This is a genomic window from Priestia sp. TSO9, assembly GCF_021029645.1.
In the GTDB taxonomy this organism is placed as follows: domain Bacteria; phylum Bacillota; class Bacilli; order Bacillales; family Bacillaceae_H; genus Priestia; species Priestia megaterium_E.
In genome coordinates this window covers 1,770,007-1,788,468 of sequence record NZ_JAJEKD010000015.1, presented here as the reverse complement: position 1 = coordinate 1,788,468, position 18,462 = coordinate 1,770,007, and the positions used below count along the sequence as shown (strand labels likewise).

At 37.9% G+C, this 18,462-nt stretch carries 18 protein-coding genes and 1 other annotated feature (1 of these 19 only partly in view); of the genes, 13 read left to right on the top strand and 5 right to left on the bottom strand.

The features are described from left to right. Positions 1–204: a binding site (T-box leader), on the top strand (it extends 7 nt beyond the left edge of the window). Between the two features lie 75 nt (positions 205–279). Beyond that, entirely contained in the window at positions 280–1,539 is a 1,260-nt protein-coding gene (gene tyrS, locus LJC66_RS24410) for a tyrosine--tRNA ligase (RefSeq protein WP_028410504.1), read from the top strand. A 75-nt stretch (positions 1,540–1,614) separates the two neighbouring features. Here tyrS and rpsD read toward each other — a convergent pair whose 3' ends face one another. Both rpsD and LJC66_RS24400 read right to left on the bottom strand, forming a co-directional pair. After that, on the bottom strand, positions 1,615–2,217 hold the full coding sequence (gene rpsD, locus LJC66_RS24405; protein WP_013059485.1) for a 30S ribosomal protein S4: 603 nt from the start codon (positions 2,215–2,217) through the stop codon (positions 1,615–1,617). 416 nt (positions 2,218–2,633) lie between these two features. Continuing rightward, positions 2,634–3,113, bottom strand: coding sequence for a GAF domain-containing protein (locus tag LJC66_RS24400; RefSeq protein ID WP_013085220.1), 480 nt, complete (start codon positions 3,111–3,113; stop codon positions 2,634–2,636). A gap of 217 nt (positions 3,114–3,330) precedes the next feature. On the opposite strand from LJC66_RS24400, the gene refZ reads away from it, so the two are divergent. Further along, positions 3,331–3,978, top strand: coding sequence for a forespore capture DNA-binding protein RefZ (gene refZ / locus LJC66_RS24395; RefSeq protein ID WP_050688629.1), 648 nt, complete (start codon positions 3,331–3,333; stop codon positions 3,976–3,978). Here the strand turns inward: refZ and hisJ are convergent. Continuing rightward, complete coding sequence (gene hisJ, locus LJC66_RS24390) at positions 3,970–4,764, bottom strand: histidinol-phosphatase HisJ (RefSeq protein ID WP_230933683.1); 795 nt, start codon at positions 4,762–4,764, stop codon at positions 3,970–3,972. The genes refZ and hisJ overlap by 9 nt on opposite strands. A 213-nt stretch (positions 4,765–4,977) precedes the next feature. Between hisJ and ezrA the strand changes: the two genes are divergently transcribed. Next, the gene (gene ezrA / locus LJC66_RS24385; RefSeq protein WP_230933682.1) at positions 4,978–6,669 is read left to right on the top strand and encodes a septation ring formation regulator EzrA; all 1,692 of its coding nucleotides are present in this window, start codon (positions 4,978–4,980) and stop codon (positions 6,667–6,669) included. Between the two features lie 30 nt (positions 6,670–6,699). Here ezrA and brnQ read toward each other — a convergent pair whose 3' ends face one another. Further along, on the bottom strand, positions 6,700–8,055 hold the full coding sequence (gene brnQ, locus LJC66_RS24380) for a branched-chain amino acid transport system II carrier protein (protein ID WP_230933681.1): 1,356 nt from the start codon (positions 8,053–8,055) through the stop codon (positions 6,700–6,702). A 222-nt stretch (positions 8,056–8,277) separates the two neighbouring features. Between brnQ and LJC66_RS24375 the strand changes: the two genes are divergently transcribed. The 4 genes from LJC66_RS24375 (at position 8,278) to LJC66_RS24360 (ending at position 12,631) form a co-directional block, all read left to right on the top strand. After that, the gene (locus LJC66_RS24375; RefSeq protein WP_195695802.1) at positions 8,278–9,420 is read left to right on the top strand and encodes a cysteine desulfurase family protein; all 1,143 of its coding nucleotides are present in this window, start codon (positions 8,278–8,280) and stop codon (positions 9,418–9,420) included. Positions 9,421–9,426: 6 nt separating this feature from the next. Next, complete coding sequence (gene thiI, locus LJC66_RS24370; RefSeq protein ID WP_195695803.1) at positions 9,427–10,638, top strand: tRNA uracil 4-sulfurtransferase ThiI; 1,212 nt, start codon at positions 9,427–9,429, stop codon at positions 10,636–10,638. An 88-nt stretch (positions 10,639–10,726) separates the two neighbouring features. Beyond that, the gene (locus LJC66_RS24365; RefSeq protein WP_013059477.1) at positions 10,727–10,915 is read left to right on the top strand and encodes an alpha/beta-type small acid-soluble spore protein; all 189 of its coding nucleotides are present in this window, start codon (positions 10,727–10,729) and stop codon (positions 10,913–10,915) included. A gap of 123 nt (positions 10,916–11,038) precedes the next feature. Further along, positions 11,039–12,631 carry an amidohydrolase gene (locus LJC66_RS24360; protein WP_230933680.1) on the top strand — a complete coding sequence of 531 codons (1,593 nt, stop codon included), beginning with the start codon at positions 11,039–11,041 and terminating at the stop codon, positions 12,629–12,631. A gap of 23 nt (positions 12,632–12,654) precedes the next feature. On the opposite strand, the gene LJC66_RS24355 is transcribed toward LJC66_RS24360, so the two are convergent. Beyond that, entirely contained in the window at positions 12,655–13,455 is an 801-nt protein-coding gene (locus LJC66_RS24355) for an NAD kinase (protein WP_050688622.1), read from the bottom strand. A gap of 149 nt (positions 13,456–13,604) precedes the next feature. Here LJC66_RS24355 and sppA point away from each other — a divergent pair, with 149 nt between their 5' ends. From sppA to LJC66_RS24325, 6 genes are all read left to right on the top strand, one after another. Then, on the top strand, positions 13,605–14,615 hold the full coding sequence (gene sppA, locus LJC66_RS24350) for a signal peptide peptidase SppA (RefSeq protein ID WP_013059474.1): 1,011 nt from the start codon (positions 13,605–13,607) through the stop codon (positions 14,613–14,615). A 10-nt stretch (positions 14,616–14,625) separates the two neighbouring features. Then, complete coding sequence (locus tag LJC66_RS24345) at positions 14,626–15,129, top strand: RDD family protein (RefSeq protein ID WP_230933679.1); 504 nt, start codon at positions 14,626–14,628, stop codon at positions 15,127–15,129. Positions 15,130–15,367: 238 nt separating this feature from the next. Further along, a complete protein-coding gene (locus LJC66_RS24340; protein ID WP_050688620.1) occupies positions 15,368–16,066 on the top strand; it encodes a DUF2953 domain-containing protein in 699 nt (232 codons plus the stop codon). Positions 16,067–16,079: 13 nt separating this feature from the next. Next, positions 16,080–16,547, top strand: coding sequence for a GerW family sporulation protein (gene ytfJ / locus LJC66_RS24335; RefSeq protein ID WP_195695807.1), 468 nt, complete (start codon positions 16,080–16,082; stop codon positions 16,545–16,547). A gap of 176 nt (positions 16,548–16,723) precedes the next feature. Continuing rightward, entirely contained in the window at positions 16,724–17,218 is a 495-nt protein-coding gene (tpx, locus tag LJC66_RS24330) for a thiol peroxidase (protein ID WP_013059470.1), read from the top strand. Positions 17,219–17,365: 147 nt separating this feature from the next. Beyond that, positions 17,366–18,358, top strand: a complete 993-nt coding sequence (locus LJC66_RS24325) for a class I SAM-dependent methyltransferase (protein WP_050688618.1) — start codon at positions 17,366–17,368, stop codon at positions 18,356–18,358. The last annotated feature ends 104 nt before the right edge of the window (positions 18,359–18,462 follow it).

Sequence of the window (18,462 nt, the reverse complement as noted above, 5' to 3'; positions counted from 1 at the left end):
CAGTGATAGGAAGAAGTAATACTTGTCTCCCTGTTTAAGAGAGCTGATGGTTGCTGAAAATCAGTACATAGACAAATATGAAATACGTCCTTGAGCATCTTTTGTGAACTTACAGTAGCAAAAGACGGGTAGACCGTTACATCATTTAAGTGGGAAATAATTTATTTCCAAATAGGGTGGTACCGCGATATTTTCGTCCCTTCTTTTTTAAGAAGGGGCGTTTTTTATGTTGTTCAACAAATTGCAACGAGCAATTAGATAAAGGAGAGAATATATAACATGGATATTTTACAAGATCTTGAGTTTCGAGGGCTCATTAACCAACAAACGGATGAAAAAGGTTTAAGTGAACTTTTGAGTAAAGAGTCTGTTCGTTTATACTGCGGATTCGATCCAACAGCCGACAGCCTTCATATCGGCCACATGCTTCCTGTTTTAATTTTGCGTCGCTTTCAACAAGCTGGACACCAACCAATTGCATTAGTTGGTGGAGGTACGGGTCTTATTGGAGATCCAAGCGGTAAAAAAGCAGAGCGTACGTTAAACGAAAAAGAAACGGTTGCTATGTTTAGTGAGCGTATCAAAGGTCAGCTTTCACGCTTCTTAGATTTCGAAGAAGGTGAAAATGCAGCAGTTATTGCGAATAACTATGACTGGATTGGTTCATTAGATGTTATTACATTCCTACGAGATATCGGTAAAAACTTTGGTATTAACTATATGATGGCAAAGGATTCTGTTCAATCTCGTATCGAATCTGGCATTTCATTTACGGAATTTAGCTACATGATTTTACAGTCATACGATTTCTTGAATTTATACCAAACATATAACTGTAAGCTTCAAATTGGCGGCAGCGACCAATGGGGAAATATTACGGCTGGCTTAGAATTAATTCGTAAATCAGAAGAAGATGCAAAAGCATTTGGATTAACAGTTCCGCTTGTAACAAAAGCTGACGGAACGAAGTTCGGTAAAACAGAAGGCGGAGCAATTTGGTTAGACGCTGAAAAAACAAGTCCGTATGAATTCTACCAATTCTGGATTAATACAGATGATCGTGATGTTATAAAATATTTAAAATACTTTACATTCTTATCACACGAAGAAATTAATGAATTAGCAGCTTCTGCAAAAGAAGCTCCTGAAAAACGCGAAGCACAAAAAGCACTAGGGGCAGCGATGACTACGCTTGTACACGGTGAAGAAGCTCTTGAGCAAGCAATTCGTATTTCGCAAGCTTTATTTAGCGGAAGTATCTCAGAGTTAACAGCAGAAGAAATTAAGCAAGGCTTCAAGGATGTTCCTTCTTACACGCATACAGGTGAAGATATTGGTTTAATTGATTTACTTGTAGAAAGTAAAATTTCTCCTTCTAAACGTCAAGCACGTGAAGATATTTCAAACGGGGCTATTTACTTAAATGGTGAGCGCGAGCAAGATTTACAAAAAACAGTAGGTGCAGAAGACCGTATTGAAGGTCAATTCACAGTGATTCGTCGAGGCAAGAAAAAATATACGCTTATTCAATACGCATAAAAAAAGGCCGAAAGGCCTTTTTTTCTATATATAGACAGTAAAAAAGCCGCTCCATAAGGAACGGCTTTTTTACTATTAACGAGAGTAGAACTCTACGATTAGTGCTTCGTTGATTTCAGCAGATAATTCAGAACGCTCTGGTAAGCGAGTGAATGTACCTTCTAATTTCTCAGCGTCTACTGTTAAGTAGTCTGGTACGAAGTTGTTAACTTCAAGCGCTTCTTTCACGATTGAAAGGTTGCGAGATTTTTCACGAACACCGATCACTTGACCAGGTTGTACACGGTAAGATGGGATGTCAACGCGTTTACCGTCAACTAAAACGTGACCGTGGTTAACTAATTGACGAGCTTGACGACGAGTGCGTGCAAGACCCATACGGTATACTAAGTTATCAAGACGAGCTTCTAAAAGAATCATGAAGTTCTCACCGTGCTTACCAGTTAATTTACCAGCAGCAACGAATAAGTTACGGAATTGACGCTCAGTTACACCATACATGTGGCGTAATTTTTGCTTTTCTTGTAATTGTAAACCGTACTCAGAAATTTTCTTACGTTGACCTGGGCCGTGTGGACCTGGAGCGTAAGGGCGTTTTTCTAATTCTTTACCTGTACCACTTAGAGAAAGACCTAAGCGACGAGAGATTTTCCAACTTGGACCTGTATAACGAGCCATGATGACTCCTCCTTGTTTGTGTTTTTATTTTATGCAAAACAAAAACAGACACATTCTAGCGATATGCTCATTTTGTTTTCATGTACCATCGCTCTAGCAGCAGAGAGTTACACGATACACCATCTTGTTAAAAGACTTGCTACTTCTGTAAAACAATCTTTTAATGAGGAACAAAATGAAAAAACATAAAGAAGATTGTATAAGCTGCAATATTTCACACAACGAGTATTATAGGTGTTTCCTCGTATAAAGTCAAGGAAGATTGAAGATTAAAAGAATGTAAAAGAAAGGATATATTCTTTTGAAGGATGAAAGGAGAAGAAAGAACATAAGAAAACGGTGATGATGGGCTAATCAAACGTTTGTTTAATAAGCAAAAACCGCTGATGTGCAGCGGTTTTTTTGCTTATTCATATTCAAAGAAAAGAAGTGAGTTCTTTGACGAATTCTTCAAGATACTGTTGATCGATTTCATCAAAGCGATTCTTGATTGGACTGTCAATATCAAGAACACCTAAAAGTTTACCGTCTTTTACCATTGGCACAACGATTTCAGACTGAGAAGCAGCATCACATGCAATGTGGCCAGGGAATGCATGAACATCTTCGATTCGCTCTGTTCTTTGATTTTGAGCTGCTGTACCGCATACGCCTTTTCCAAGTGGAATTCGAACACAAGCCGGCAACCCCTGGAAAGGACCGAGTACTAACTCGCCGTCTTCCATTAAATAAAAACCTACCCAGTTTACTTCATTTAAAAATTGATTTAGTAAAGCTGAAGCATTTGCTAGATTAGCAATGGTATTGCTTTCTCCTTCTAATAGGGCGCGTAATTGCTTAATTACTAATTCATAATCCTTTTGTTTTGAGCCGCTGTAGTTTTCGACATTAAACAATGTATTCTCCTCCATTCAACATAAGATTTAATGAATTTTTATCAGGAAACGTCAGTTTTAACGCTACTTTGTCGATAAAAGATTACAGGAACTAAAAAGCCTATCACGAATTATGTAGAGAGGCTACTAAAATCCTTTTTAAATACTGTAACGATTTCTACACAATTTTGCAATCATATGTGTTTTGTAAAAATAAATCGAAATGAGGTGTAGATAGATGGCTGTACAGTCAAAAACGAAAGAGAAAATTATTGATGCGGCTGTTTCTCTTTTTAACGTAAAAGGTTTTGATGGTACGTCGGTGCGCGAGATTGCTGGGAAAGCGAAAGTGAATGTAGCGAATATTTCATATTATTTTCATAGCAAAGAAGGATTGCTTGAAAGTTTAGTGATTTCTTATTTTGAAGGTTATATTGGGGTGCTGGAGCAAGCATTCCAAGAAATGAAAAAACTGTCTCCAACAGAAAGTATGATCGTGATGATTCGAGCTATCTTACATTACCAGCACGAAAATAGGCACATTGCCCGGCTTGTATATAGAGAAATCTCTCTTGACACGATTTTAATTCGAGAAGTTATGACTACGTATTTAACCAAGGAAAAATACTACTTAAAAACAATCCTTGAAAGAGGGATGAAAGAAAAGGAGTTTCGAAAGCTGCACGTTTCCTTTACAATCATTGAGCTTAAGGGCATGCTGTCTATGCCTTATCTCCATCCTCAGTACCTAAGTGAAGTTCTTCATATATTGCCTCACGAACCGTATTTTGTTCAGCAATATGCGATTGAGCTTGAGCAATGGGTGCACACAACGGTATGTTTGCCATATGAACGGACAAACAAACTGCGCGTTCAATTATCCTAAATGGAGCTCTCCATAGCCTTGGCCTAAATCCTTCGCACAGTGGGCGTCTGACCCATATACGAGAGGGATTTTTTTCTGTTGGGCTGCTTTTACGACAAAGGGAGCTGGATACGCTTCCTTGCACAAAGGCTTAAACAACCCTGCACCATTATAGTCCAAAGCCAGATCTTTCATTTTTATTTCATCGAGTATTGATAAAATAATAGGGGAAAGCGTGTCGTCATATGGAAAGCGAGTTTGAAATTTATGTACGAGTGTCATATGCCCAATGCGCTTAGGCTTATAAACGCCTAAATCGGCCTGTACAGAGCGTAATACCGTGTTGTAATACTTATCATATACTTTGCTTACGCTGCCAAATTTCTGTACAATATGTGCAAATACGTCAGAGCTAAAATCTAGGCAGTCATATCCTTCTTCATGTTTTAAGAAGTGGACAGAAAGGATACTGTCATCGAGATGAGGACCATACTCGTTTAAGAAATCTGTTGTTTCGTGTTCAAATCCTTCAATAAAATCAACTTCCAATCCGATATTAATGCGAATATCGCGCTCAAATTCTTTTTTAACTTGCTGTACGTTTTGAATGTAGCAATCAAGTTTGTCAGGATCCATTCCGCTGTCGCGATCAGGCGTCGGATCACTGAAGCTTTTTGGTAATGGAGCATGCTCTGTAAACGAAATCTCGTCAAAGTTCAGGGAAATCGCCTGTTCAACATATTGTTGCAATGAATCAGGTGAACCGTGTGGGCAAAATGGAGTATGAATATGTTTGTCAACTTTCATAAAAAATGCCTCCTTTTTTCTTCTTTTTCCATTGTAACGACACAAAGTGACGCCATGCCAATATTTTGTATAAAAAAATTTAATTTTTTGCTCAAAAGTTGGACTTTACATGGTATCATAAAAACATTGACGCAAAAAAATTTAAAGGATTAAATTCACCCTTTTTATAAATAAGAAACTTGTCATGTAGAACGCACTGTAAGGGGGCTTAGTATGGAATTCATTATAGCACTAATCATACTTATTATCGGATTAGTTGTGTACGGAATGTTTTCACGTAAAAAGATTTATCAAGAAATTGATCGCCTGGAAACGATCAAAGTCGAATTAGCAAATACGCCAGTTGCAGAGGAAATTTCAAAAGTAAAAGAATTGAACATGACAGGTCAAACTGAAGAGCTATTTGAACGTTGGCGTGAGCAGTGGGATGAAATTATATCAACTAATCTCCCGAAAGTTGATAAAGAACTGTTTGAAACGGAAGAAGCAGCAGATAAATACCGATTTAAAAAAGCGAAGCAGTTGTCTATACATATTGATCAAGCCTTAGAACAAACCAAGATAGATATTGAAAACATACTTACTGAACTTCAAAATTTAATTGGTAGCGAACAAGATAATCGATATGATATTGAGGAATTAAATCAGCTTCACCGCCATGTGAAGAAAAAATTGCTCGCACATCGGTATTCCTATGGAAATGCTGAAAAAACGTTAGAATACGCAATTAATACATCTAAAGAGCAGTTTAAAAAATACGAAGAAGAGACGATTAACGGAAACTATCTTCAAGCACGTGAGATTGTTCTTCAATTAAAAACTGATTTAACAGCTATTGATTCGTATTTAGAACAAATTCCTAAAGTGTTAGTTGAGTGTCAGACCACTCTTCCTGTTCAGTTCAATGAACTGCTTGACGGGTTTCGCGAAATGAGTGAGCAGGGATATGTGTTAGATCATCTGCAAGTAGAAGAAACGGTAGAGCTTTTAAAACAAGAAACTGCTGAAATTATTGCAGATATTGAAGAATTATATGTGGAAGAAGCGATTACAAAACTAGATGATGTGAATGAACGCTTAGAGCAGTTATATGACTCACTTGAGCATGAGGTTTTCTCCTATCATAAAATGAACCGTGAATCTCATACGGTATCTAACTTCCTTCGTATGCTTCAAGAACGAAATCGTGAACTTCGTGAAGAAACGCTATTTGTACAGCAAAGCTATCATTTTAAAGAGCGCGATTTAGACGTATATTATAAAATGGACCGCGAACTAAAACGATTGACTAACTTGTACTATAATATTTCGGACAAGGTGGCGGAGCACAATTTAGCCTACAGTGTGATCCAAGAAGAACTCGAAGACGTTTCCAAACAGCTTAACCAATTAAAAGAATCTCAGGAATCCTATAGCGATATGCTACAAGCTCTTCGCAAAGATGAGCTCTCAGCTAAGGACAAAATAGAAGAACTGAAATCTCAGTTGATTGAAGCACGACGCCTTATTCAAAAAAGCAACCTTCCTGGTGTTCCTGAAGAATATAAAGTGCAGCTTGAAAAAACGGTTCATATCTTAAATGAAGTAACCGCTAAGCTGAAAGAAAAACCGCTTAATATTCAAGCTGTTCAATCTTTACTTGAAGATGCTGTTGGTTTTGTTCAGGATACATTTGATGAAACAGAGGCAATGTTAGAAGAAGCGCGACTCGTTGAAAGAGTGATTCAATATGGTAACCGTTATAGAAGTACTCATCATTCGATTGCACAGTCTTTAGAAGAAGCAGAAGAAGCATTTCGTCATTACGAATACAAAGAAGCATTAAAACAAGCATCTGCAGCTATTGAGCAAGTAGATCCTGGTGCGCTGGATCGTATACAGCGTATTGTATCTTCACAGAGTTAAAAAGCTCGTGTCCAAAGGACACGAGCTTTTTTATGACGCTTTTCTTTGTATACGATCTGTGTGATGTGTACCTCTTGCAATACTAATAATATAGCCTATGAAGGCGGCAATGACTGTTGGAATGAGCCATCCAAGGCCTTGGTTATAAAGCGGCAAATAGTTTTTGAAAAAGTCGTCTATGCCTGTTAGGATAATTCCTGCTGCTTTTAACCCGTCAAAAATGCTAAGAATCGAGCTAATGATTACGGCTGTCACATATACTTCTCGACCAAACGAAATGGCTCTTTCAATTAACGATAAAGCAATTAGCGTAATGGCAATAGGGTATACAAAGGTCAAAATAGGTATGGAAATAGAAATTAATTGAGTAAGACCTACATTTGAAATAACAGCACTAAACAGCATTAAAATGACAACAAATGTTTTATATGACATGCTCGGCACCAGCTGCGTGAAAAATCGTGCGCAAGCAGAAGTTAATCCGATGGCTGTCGTTAAACAAGCAAATGTAATAGCAAGTCCTAAAATAATGGTTCCAAACGAACCGAATAATGTTGTAGCTACAGCTGTTAAAATAGCTCCTCCATTTTCTTTCATACCAATTGCTTCTACGCTTGAAGCACCGATGTAAGCGAGAGAGAGATAAACGAGAGCTAACCCAGCAGCAGCAATCAATCCGGCTTTTATACATATCGAAGCAAGTGTTTGTTCGTCTGTGACGCCTTTTTCTTTAATACTGTTGATAACAACGATGCCAAATACGAGAGCTGCGATTGTATCCATTGTCAAATATCCATCAATAAAGCCGCCCGTAAATGGAGAGGCTATATATTTGGCGTGAGGTTCTTGAAAAGAACCCATAGGGGTCATTAAACTTTTGATAGCTAAAAGAGCTAATACTGCCAACAGCAAAGGAGTTAGGATTTTTCCTATGCGATCAACAATTTTAGTTGGATTCAATGATAAATAAAGTGTTAGGCCAAAGAAAATAACGGTATAGACAAGTAAAGGAATCTTGCTTGCAGCCGCATTTTCTGATAAAAATGGTGTTACGCCGATTTCAAACGCTACCGTATCTGTTCTTGGTATACCGAAAAAAGGACCGATTGCTAAGTAAAGCAGTATAGTAAATGAAATTCCGAAAATAGGGTGAACTTTTTTAGCTACTTCGGTAAAGTTTCCGTTACTTTTAGAAACAGCAATTATACCCATAAGCGGAAGTCCTACACCTGTAATGAGAAAACCGATGATGGAGCTCCAAGTGTGTGTTCCTGCTTGCTGTCCAAGTAAAGGAGGAAAAATCATATTTCCTGCTCCAAAAAAGAGAGCGAACAGCATAAGGCCGATGGCAAATATTTCTTTGTTAGTAAGTGCTTTGGTTTTCATAATGCCTCCTAGTGTATCTTATAATGTTAATTAAATTTTCTGACTTTTTAAAAACTAAAAGTACGTGATACATACTATCATATTTATGAAATCATATATAGGTTTTTTTGAAAAAATCTAAATAGTTTATCAATAATATAAGTAACGTCCAATTTAAAAAAGTATCAAGGTATGTTATGATAATACGTTGTTCCGAAAAAATGAAGAAGGGGGCGCGCATCCTTGATTTATTTAGATAATAGCGCTACAACAAAACCCTATAATGAAGTCATACAATCTTTTACTAAAGTAGCTACAACTTATTATGGCAATCCATCCTCCCTCCATCAATTTGGCGTACAGGCGGAGAATTTGTTGAGCCGTTCGCGTGAGCAAGTAGCAGAATTGCTGCACGTATCGTCAAATGAAATTATTTTTACATCTGGAGGAACGGAAGGGAATAATTTGGCTATTAAAGGCGTAGCGATGCAATATAAAAGCCGAGGTCAGCATATCATTACGACAAATATTGAACATGATTCTGTTCATGAACCATTCAAGCAGTTAGAAGCACTAGGATTTAACGTTACGTATGTTCCGGTAGATTCCAGTGGATTTGTATCACCTGCGGCTATTGAATCAGCTATTACGGATGAAACCATTTTAGTATCTGTTATGCATGTAAATAATGAAATTGGCACCATTCAGCCAATTGAAGAAATTGGACAGATGCTGACGAACTATTCGAAGGTGCTTTTTCATGTCGATCATGTGCAGGGGATTGGAAAAGTTCCGCTTTCTTTAGCGGATCATAAAATTGATTTATGCACATTATCAGGACACAAAATTCACGGCTTAAAAGGGACAGGAGTTTTATATAAACGAAATGGAGTTCAGCTTCATCCGTTGCTTAGCGGAGGCTCTCAGGAAATGCAGCATCGATCAGGCACGGAAAATGTCCCGGGAATCGTAGCATTTGCTAAAGCACTGCGTTTAACACTTGAACATGCTGCTCAAAATCAGCAAAAAATGCGGAAAATAAAAGCAGAACTGATGGACAAACTTTCTGCTCACGAAAGAATCACGATGAATACGCCGAATGAGCATTCGGCACCTCATATTATAAATTTTACAGCACAAGGTATTAAAGGTGAGGTTTTTGTTCACGCTCTTGAAGAAAAAGGAGTGTTTGTATCCACTACATCTGCTTGCTCATCAAAGCGAAAAAAGCCAAGCAAAACGCTTTTAGCTATCGGTAAAAATTACGAAGAAGCCGATCAGTCCATTCGATTGAGCTTGTCAGGCTTAAATGATTATAATGAAGTAACGCCCATTGTAAATGCTATTTTCACAGTAATTGAAGATCTAAAGAAAGTAATGAGGTAAAAGATTATGATATATAACCATATTTTAATTCGGTACGGAGAAATCTCAACCAAAGGACAAAATAGAAAAAAATTTGTTGCCCAGCTAAGAAAAAATATTGTAACGGCTCTTAGTGCATTCCAAAATATTCACGTAAAATACACAAGAGACCGCATGTATATTCACTTAAACGGTGAAAATCACGAGCCTATCATCGAACGTCTTCAGCAAATCTTTGGTATTCAAAGCTTTAGTTTAGCATTAAAAGTTGAAAATGAGCTTGAAGCGATTCAAGAAGCAGCGTTAGAAGCAATGAAAGAATTTGATATAGAAGGAAAAACATTCAAAGTATCTACTCGAAGAGCGTATAAACAATTTCCTCTTGATACAAACGAATTAAATTATGCAGTAGGAAGTCATATTCTACGAAATACAGAGCATCTACAGGTAAACGTAAAAGAACCAAGCGTAAATGTACGAGTAGAAGTGAGAAGTGAAGCAACGTATATTACATGCTTTGATTATCGCGGAGCCGGAGGTCTTCCAGTTGGTACGAGTGGAAAAGCGATGCTGATGCTTTCTGGAGGAATTGACAGCCCGGTTGCAGGATACTTAGCTATGAAGCGCGGTTTAGAAATAGAGGCGGTTCATTTTTACAGTCCGCCTTTTACAAGTGAACGTTCTAAGCAAAAAGTCATCGATTTAACGCAAAAATTAACGGCTTATCACGAAAAAGTAAAGCTTCACATTGTACCGTTTACAGCTGTACAGCAAGCGATTCAAAAGCAAATTCCAGAGAATTATACCATGACCTCTACACGCCGTATGATGCTTCGAATTACGGACCTTATTCGTGAAAAAAATGAATCGTTAGCTATCGTAACTGGCGACAGCTTAGGGCAAGTAGCTAGTCAAACGGTTGAGAGCATGTATGCGATTAATGAAGTGACTAATACGCCAATTTTGCGTCCGCTTGTAACAATGGATAAAACGGAGATTGTTGAAATTGCCCGCAAAATTGATACACATGAAATTTCGAATCGACCGTATGAAGACTGCTGTACAATCTTTACGCCAAGCTCACCAAAAACGAAGCCAAAGCGTGAAAAAATAAATCGATACGAACAATTTTATGATTTTGAAACATTAATTCAAGAAGCGGTAAATAATGTAGAAACGCTTGAGATGACAGCTTCTTCGGCTACAAATACCCAAGACAGCGTAGAAGATTTGTTTTAAAAGTTAAATTTCATAAAATTACCAAAAAAATAATGTATGATGCCATGTGTTTTGACACAATCTATATTCAACAAGGAGGTGAAAACACATGGCAAACACAAACAAATTAGTAGCTCCTGGTTCAGCAGCTGCTATCGACCAAATGAAATACGAAATCGCTTCTGAATTCGGTGTAAATCTTGGACCAGAAGCAACAGCTCGCGCTAACGGATCTGTTGGTGGAGAAATCACTAAACGCTTAGTTCAAATGGCTGAGCAACAACTTGGTGGTAAATAAGTCATATTAATTAAATAATGATGGCTAAAAAGAGTGGGGGAAACCTCACTCTTTTGTCTTGTTTGTTTTGTCACGTATAATAGAGACAAGATCAAGCTTTATAAAGTAAAGGAGATGTTGGCGATGGGGACTTTATTTTACGGCGGCAAAATATATACGATGCTAAAAGAGGGTAAACATGTAGAAAGCGTATATGTAAAAAAAGGATTCATTGAAGATATAGGCGCAGAAAAAGATCTAAGAATTAAATGGGGTGCTGAGATTGACAAAGAAGTACACCTCAAAGGATATCCAATGTATCCGGGCTTTGTAGATAGCCATCTTCATTTAATTGGTCACGGTGAAAAGCTCCTTAGGCTTGATTTGTCTCAAGCTACTTCTAGGGAAGACGTGCTGATGCGCGTTCGGCAAAAAGTAGAGAGTACACCAAAAGGAGAATGGGTAATTGGAGAAGGGTGGGATGAAAATCAGTGGGAAGATTCCTCTTTGATTCAGTATCAAGATCTTGATCAACTTTCAACTGAACATCCGATTATGTTGAAGCGAGTCTGTCGTCACGGATTAGTAGTAAACGGGACTGCTCTTAAAATAGCCGGGATTACAGCTGAAACACGTGACCCGGAAGGAGGTATTATCCAGAGGGATGAAGCAGGAAATCCTACCGGTTTTTTGGCTGATCAAGCGCAAGAATTAGTAACGGGTCATATTCCTCAAGTATCAGAAGCATACATTCGACAAGCTCTTTCAGTAGCCATTAAAGATTGTGTTCAGCACGGATTGACGGGTGGACATACGGAAGATTTAAATTATTATGGAGGCTTTTTGCGTGCATATCAAGCATTTCAAGACGTTATTCATAAAGAAAAGCAGCTGTTTCGTGCTCATTTACTTGTTCATCATGAAGCTGTAGATGATATGTATACATACCTTGAAAAAAAGAAAGACACATCCGCTTTTATTGAAATAGGTCCAATGAAGATTTTTGCTGATGGTTCTCTCGGCAGTCAATCTGCTCTTTTAAGCTTTCCATACAAAAGCGACCCATCTACAAGAGGTGTAGCTATTCAATCACTAGATGAATTAAAACAGCTAGTGAGAAAAGCAAGAGAATTGGGCATGACGGTTGCAATTCATGCGATTGGTGATTTAGCGTTTCAATATGTAGTAGAAAGCATCGAGCAATATCCTCCTCAAACAGGGCAAAGAGATCGTATTATTCATGCGCAAATTCTACGAAAAGATTTAGTTGAGCGTGTAAAAAAGCTCCCGGTTGTATTGGATATTCAGCCTCGGTTTTTAGCCAGTGATTTTCCATGGGTCATTGAAAAAATTGGAGAAGAGCATTTAGACTATTGCTATGCGTGGAAAACGTTATTGGACGAGGGCGTTATGTGTGCAGGGGGATCGGATGCGCCTATTGAACCTATCAATCCCATGTTAACAATTCATGCAGCAGTTTCTAGAAAAACTTCTCCAAATAGCTCGGTCGTTTACATACCATCTGAGCGACTTACAGTATTTGAAGCTGTTCAGCTGTTTACTTTAGGAAGCGCGCAGGCCATTCATCAAGAGGACAAAAAAGGATATGTTCAAAAGGGCTATGTAGCTGATTTTACCGTGTTAGAAAGAGATCTGTTTGAGATACATGTAGATGATATCCCATCGGTACAGGTGCAGATGACTGCTATTAATGGAGAAATTGTATATCAAAAATAAAAAGCGCCCAAGGGCGCTTTTTATTATAGAAATGTACGCTTAACTCGTTGCCAGAAAGAGTTATCTTTCAGTTTAACCGTTTTAATTTGACGGTCGCTTAAACGAATTTGAACTTGATCAACTTGGCGTGCATTTAATGCTTCGTTATCTATTCCAATAATTGGACTGTGGTTGTTGTCATTGGATAGTTTTAAAGTGAGCGTATGCTCAGCGCTTAGGATGAATGAAGATCCTAATGTACGATAGTTATTATTATTTAACGATGCCAATTCGCTGACTTGCATACAAGGAATTAACGGATCAACTACGGCTCCACTTACCGATTTATTATAAGCCGTACTGCCTGTTGGTGTTGAAATAATCATCCCATCCCCACGGAATGTTTCAAAGTGATTTTCATTAATAAAAACATCTAGACTGAGTGTTTTTATCACACCTGATCGAATCGAACATTCATTTAAGCAATAAAAAGAAGTTCCTTGATCAATTTGAGTTTGTAAAACGGGAAATCGACGTACTTCTATATTTTCTGTCGTAATAGCTTCAATCATTTTATCCGTTTCATCGATATGAAAATCGCAGTAAAAGCTTAGTTGATCTGAAGTTGTGACACCAGCATATAAGCAGTCATCTCGAAAGCCAGATTGACGGACAGCCTGTAAGAAAGCTCCGTCACCGCCAATACTTACAATGATGTTAGCGCTATCGAAATGATCTACTATTTGAAAGTCATATTGTTTTGCAAGTTCAATAAGTGGACTTACAAGCGCCTTTGTTTCCTGATTTTTTGGATGAAAGAAATAAACGTTGCGACGATTTGGCATAGATAGTTCCCCCTTGTTTGTCTGATATGTAAAATATTAGCGATAAAGTAAACTTTTTAAAAAAAGTTTGTTACAATAATTATAGCATTATTGCTTTAAGAATTAAAAGAATAATCTTTTAATTCTGACACCTAAAAAGGAGGATTTTCATGAACAAAAAAAGGTGGATTGCTCTTTTAATTGCGGCCTGCTTATTCATTTTTTCTGCGATTGTTAATATTGGTTTTTCAGTCAAAGAAGAAAAAGATGACGGTCTGGCAGGCATATTTGGAGGAGACGACAGCGAACTATCAGAAACAGTTATTGAAAAAGGAAATGCAGCGAAGAAAATTGCAGTGCTAGAGGTCAATGGAACGATTCAAGATACAGGAAGCGGTTCCTCTCCGCTTATGTCCCAAAATGGTTATAACCACCAAGCATTTTTAAAGCAGCTAGAGGCTGCAAAAAATGATAAGGCAGTTAAAGGAGTCATTATTAAGGTGAATTCACCGGGCGGCGGCGTCGTTGAAAGTGCTGAAATACATAAAAAAATTGAAGAGCTGAAGAAAGAAACGAAAAAGCCAGTGTATATTTCAATGGGATCAATGGCTGCTTCAGGAGGCTATTACATTTCAACAGCTGCTAACAAAATCTATGCAATCCCGGACACTTTAACAGGTTCACTAGGTGTAATTATGCAAAGCGTTAACTACGGCAAGCTGGCTGATAAACTAGGAGTAGAATCTGTTGTGATCAAAAGCGGAGCTCATAAAGATATTATGTCTCCAACAAGAGAAATGACCGGAGAAGAAAAAGAAATTATGCAAACACTTGTAGACAACTCGTACGATGGTTTCGTCAATGTTATCTCTGAGGGACGTCACTTGTCTAAAGAAAAAGTGCGTTCTATCGCAGATGGAAGAGTGTACGATGGACGTCAGGCTAAAGAGCTGAAGCTGGTCGATCAACTAGGCTATTTTGAAGATGCGGTAACAGGAATGGAGAAAGATTATAAGTTAAAAGGTGCACAAGTAATTCAATACAATCAAGGATTCGGACTGCCTTCTTGGCTTTCAATGAGCATGCAAAAAGTAATAGGTGGAGATGAACAAGTTACTGCAATGTTAAAAACATTTGCGCAGCCAAGCTCTCCGCGTCTGATGTATTTATATGCAGAATAGAGGTGGGAACATGGAAAATCAGTCTCATTCAACCGAATCAAACGACAATATAAAACATGACCCAGCGGTAAGTACTCCAATAGGTAGTGAATTCCATTATGCAGGCTTTTGGATGCGCTTTTGGGCATACCTTTTAGATCTAGCTGTGGTAGCTAGCTTGAACTCTCTGCTGATCAAGCCCATTTTCCATTTAGCAGGTATTTCTCGAGGAGATGGATTTTTTTCTCCCTATACGATTGTAACGGTTATTATTTTTTATGGTTATTTTGTTTTAATGACCAAGTATTTTGGCCAAACGCTTGGAAAAATGGTGTTTGGGCTTAAAGTAGTATCGCTGAAAGACTCCACTTTAACTTGGCCTGTTGTGCTGTTTCGTGAAGGAGTTGGACGCTATATTTCTAAAACAGTTTTTTTACTTGGCTATTTATTAGTTGCGTTTTTACCTAAGAAGCAAGGAGCTCATGATTACTACGCAGATACAACTGTCATACATGAAGGTACAATCAGCAGATAATAAAAAGAGGCTGGAACAAAAGGGTTTTAGACGAAGTGAAAAACGCACCACTGATCAAGATTTTTGATTAGTGGTGCGTTTTTTTTGTTATGGTAAACGCAGGAGGTTTCATTTATTTAGATTCTTCTAGCAGTTGATTGGATTCATTTCGTTATGTCTCAACCTCTTTTTATTGTTTTCATAAGGTTTAATATTCTGTGTTTTGGAGATAATGTGAAGCTAAGAAGGAGTGAAGGATGTGCTATGGCTTTTATGGATATTGCTAGCACTTTTAATTGTTATTGTACTTATTGTATGGACAAAAATCACACTATTTGTAGATCTTCACCATGTCCGAGATAACGATTATTACAGAGTGAGACTCAGGGCTTGGTTTGGTCTTATTCGCTATACATATGAAATTCCGGTAGTGAAAGTGAAAAAAGATTCTCCTCGTTTGCTTGTTGAAAAGAAGAAAGGAATGGGGGATCAAGGAAAAGAAGACGAGAATTCATGGAATGATTATTCTGTAGAAGACGGGTTAAGCATGTTAGAAAATGCGAAGCAATTCCTTGAACAGGTAGTCGGTTTTCATAAAATTTTTCGTCGTTTCTTACAGAAAGTGACGGTAAGTGATATTAGATGGCATAGCCGTTTCGGCTTAGGTGATGCTGCGTTAACAGGCGTACTTACCGGGGCTGTATGGTCTGCAAAGGGGGGCATAGTTGGTATAATCAGCCGTTATATGAAACTAAAAGATATGCCTGTCATGAGCGTTACTCCTGTATTTCAACATCTTTGGTCAGAAACGGTATTTGAGTGCATAATTTCTTTTCGAGTTGGTCAAGCTATTCTAGTAGGTTTACGGACCTTGAGATACTGGCGGCATACGTCCAAAAAGCGTCGCAAAAGATGGAAGTCGTCAAATAAGAACAAGACACACTCTGTGAAAACATAAGGAGGTTATCTTAATGGCAGAACATCCAATTAAAAGTTTAATGTCGACAGCTATGGAAAATTTAAAGGAAATGATTGATGTTAATACAATCATTGGGGATCCTGTAGAAACACCTGATGGCAGTGTTATTTTAACTGTCTCAAAAGTAGGTTTTGGTTTTGCAGCGGGCGGAAGCGAGTTTGGAGTAGAAGGGCATGCACCATCTTCTCCGGGACAGCATCAGCAAGAATCAGCTCATCCATTCGGCGGAGGTAGCGGTGGCGGTGTATCGATTACGCCAATTGCCTTTTTAATTGTAAGTGGAAGCGGAATTAAAATGCTTCACCTTAACGAAAGTACACATTTATATGAAAAGATTCTAGATACAGCACCTCAAGCAATTGAACGCGTGCAGCAAATGTTCAAGCGCAACAATCATCAGCAGGATCAGCACAATCAACAAAATCAGCATCATGATAGTGCAAACGATTTTAATTTGTAGGTATAAAATAAAGCTTTGCTTGCTTCTTTGAATAGTAAAAGAAGCAAGCAAAGCTTATTTTGTTTGGTTTGTTTTCTAGCTTGGAGTGCCATGTTTTGTATGTCATTTAATTGCAATATAGAGACAGACAAGCTAATATGAACAGTGTACATACTTATTTAAAGGAGGAATTATTCGTGACTAAATTTAAAGGTAACGATGTAACATTATTAGGAAATCAAGTGAAGGTTGGAGACAAGGCTCCAAACTTTACTGTTTTAGCAAATGATTTATCAGAAGTAACGCTTGACAGCACAAAGGGTTCTGTTCGCCTAATCAGTGTAGTTCCTTCTATTGATACTGGAGTTTGTGATGCGCAAACTCGCCGCTTCAACGAAGAAGCAGCTAAATTAGATAACGTAAAAGTATTAACAGTAAGCGTAGATTTACCGTTTGCTCAAAAGCGCTGGTGTGGTGCTAATGGCATTGATAATGTTCAAACTTTATCTGACCACCGCGACTTATCTTTCGGAGAAGCATATGGTGTAGCTATTCAAGAATTACGCTTATTAGCTCGTTCAATCTTTGTAGTAGACTCAAATGACAACGTAACGTATGTTGAGTACTTACCAGAAGTAACTGAGCATCCGAACTACGAAGCAGCAATCGAAGCAGCTAAAACAGCTAAGTAAGATTGTCAGTGGCGTTCGGCAGAAGGCGGAAAACAATGTTTTTCGCCTTCTTTGTGTTTTAAGAAGTTTTTATGATAAAATATGATGTTCCAAATAGGACGTTTACTCATTTATATAGATATTATTTCATTACACAGGAGGCAGAATATGAGTCAGTTAGCTAGTATGGAAAAGCTATTTGGTGTAATTGATCAAACAGCTATTATTTTAAGAAAAGAACTAAACTGCGTATATTTAGAAGCAGTAGCTGAAACGGGAGAAAATTTGTTTCAAGGAACTATTTTACAAGAAGAGCTAGATGAGGTAACTAAAAAACGTTTAAAAAAAGAGTACGATTCAATCACGCTTGATCATTTTGAAAAAGAAACGATTCGAAAAGCGTATCAGCTAGCTATTTTAAAAGGCATGAAAGAAGCAGTTCAGCCTAACCATCAAATGACGCCTGATGCTGTAGGACTATTTGTCAGCTACCTAGTTGGAAAGTTCATGGCAGGAAAAGATAAATATACGCTTTTAGATCCAGCAGTAGGAGCAGGGAACTTATTAACAACCATTTTAAATACACACGCTGCGTCAATTGAACACGTATACGGTGTAGACGTGGATGATTTATTACTTCAATTGACATATGTAAATGCAAATTTACAGAAGCACGGCGTTCAATTATTCAATCAAGACAGCTTACAGCCGCTTTTTATTGATCCTGTTGATTTAGTTGTCTGTGACCTGCCGGTTGGTTATTATCCAAACGACGAAGGGGCAAAAGAGTATAAAGTAAGAGCTGAAGAAGGTCACACTTATGCTCATCACTTATTTATTGAACAAAGCTTGCGTCATGTAAAAGACGGAGGATACGTAGTGGCTCTTATTCCAAATAACTTGTTTGAATCTGAACAGTCTCATTTATTACAGCCGCTTTTAAAAGAGGAAGCAATCGTTCAAGGAATCGTTCAGCTGCCGCTTTCAATGTTCAAACAAGAGCAGGCTGCTAAAAGTATTATGGTTCTTCAAAAGCAGGGAGAAGGAGTAACAGCACCTGAAAACGCGCTGCTTGTGAATTTACCGAAGTTCAGCAATCGGGAAGCAATGAGTGATATTATGGCTCAAATGGACCAATGGTTCCGAGTGAATAAAAAGTAAGTCTTTTTCGAAAATAATGAATATTTGTCGGTAGCGTTTTCATGATGTATAGCTCTTGAAATCTATTGTCGTGAATGATTAAATGAATAAGGATAGAAATCGTG

Bases quoted from the DNA above. Each gene is read 5' to 3' on its own strand.
- brnQ (WP_230933681.1), bottom strand. From the start codon at position 8,055: ATGAAAACCAAAGCACTTACTAACAAAGAAATATTTGCCATCGGCCTT.
- thiI (WP_195695803.1), top strand. From the start codon at position 9,427: ATGATATATAACCATATTTTAATTCGGTACGGAGAAATCTCAACCAAA.
- LJC66_RS24360 (WP_230933680.1), top strand. From the start codon at position 11,039: ATGGGGACTTTATTTTACGGCGGCAAAATATATACGATGCTAAAAGAG.
- LJC66_RS24355 (WP_050688622.1), bottom strand. From the start codon at position 13,455: ATGCCAAATCGTCGCAACGTTTATTTCTTTCATCCAAAAAATCAGGAA.
- sppA (WP_013059474.1), top strand. From the start codon at position 13,605: ATGAACAAAAAAAGGTGGATTGCTCTTTTAATTGCGGCCTGCTTATTC.
- tyrS (WP_028410504.1), top strand. From the start codon at position 280: ATGGATATTTTACAAGATCTTGAGTTTCGAGGGCTCATTAACCAACAA.
- LJC66_RS24365 (WP_013059477.1), top strand. From the start codon at position 10,727: ATGGCAAACACAAACAAATTAGTAGCTCCTGGTTCAGCAGCTGCTATC.
- refZ (WP_050688629.1), top strand. From the start codon at position 3,331: ATGGCTGTACAGTCAAAAACGAAAGAGAAAATTATTGATGCGGCTGTT.
- LJC66_RS24325 (WP_050688618.1), top strand. From the start codon at position 17,366: ATGAGTCAGTTAGCTAGTATGGAAAAGCTATTTGGTGTAATTGATCAA.
- ytfJ (WP_195695807.1), top strand. From the start codon at position 16,080: ATGGCAGAACATCCAATTAAAAGTTTAATGTCGACAGCTATGGAAAAT.
- LJC66_RS24345 (WP_230933679.1), top strand. From the start codon at position 14,626: ATGGAAAATCAGTCTCATTCAACCGAATCAAACGACAATATAAAACAT.
- ezrA (WP_230933682.1), top strand. From the start codon at position 4,978: ATGGAATTCATTATAGCACTAATCATACTTATTATCGGATTAGTTGTG.
- hisJ (WP_230933683.1), bottom strand. From the start codon at position 4,764: ATGAAAGTTGACAAACATATTCATACTCCATTTTGCCCACACGGTTCA.
- rpsD (WP_013059485.1), bottom strand. From the start codon at position 2,217: ATGGCTCGTTATACAGGTCCAAGTTGGAAAATCTCTCGTCGCTTAGGT.